The organism is Methylobacterium oryzihabitans (assembly GCF_004004555.2).
Lineage (GTDB): Bacteria > Pseudomonadota > Alphaproteobacteria > Rhizobiales > Beijerinckiaceae > Methylobacterium > Methylobacterium oryzihabitans.
Genome location: NZ_SACP01000143.1, coordinates 1 through 464 on the forward strand (window position 1 = coordinate 1; position 464 = coordinate 464).

A 464-nucleotide genomic window follows, 5' to 3' on the forward strand; every position below is an offset into this window, starting at 1 on the left:
CTGTACTGTTGGCACCCAGTGAACAGATTGATGCCCAGCGGCTGAGTGCAGCGTTGGGCTGCGTGTTACAGCACCACGATGCCCTGCGCCTGGGTTTCGATCAGGTAGCAGGGCAATGGCAAGGCACCTTCCAGGACGTGGATGCCCATGATGTTCTGTGGGATCGTTCAGTCGACGATATTGAGGCGCTTTCGCGCCTGGCTGATGACGCTCAGGCCAGCTTTACCCTTGGCGGCCCGTTGTTGAGGGCAGTGCGCGTAACGCTTGCCGACGGCGCCCAGCGACTGTTGCTGGTTGTCCATCATCTGGTGGTGGATGGTGTGTCATGGCGCGTGTTGCTGGAGGATCTGCAAGGGGCATACCAGCTTCTTGCAGCAGGCCAGCCGGTAGCCTTGCCGGCCAAGACCAGCTCCTTCAAAGCGTGGGCCGAGCAGGTGCAACGCTACGGCAAGAGTGATGATCTG

The 464-nt window shown here is 60.3% G+C and carries 1 protein-coding gene; it reads left to right on the plus strand.

Going from position 1 to position 464, the window contains the following annotated elements:
* Window positions 1–464 (plus strand): condensation domain-containing protein (locus EOE48_RS28755; RefSeq protein WP_148239826.1); only part of this gene is annotated, 464 nt, incomplete at both ends.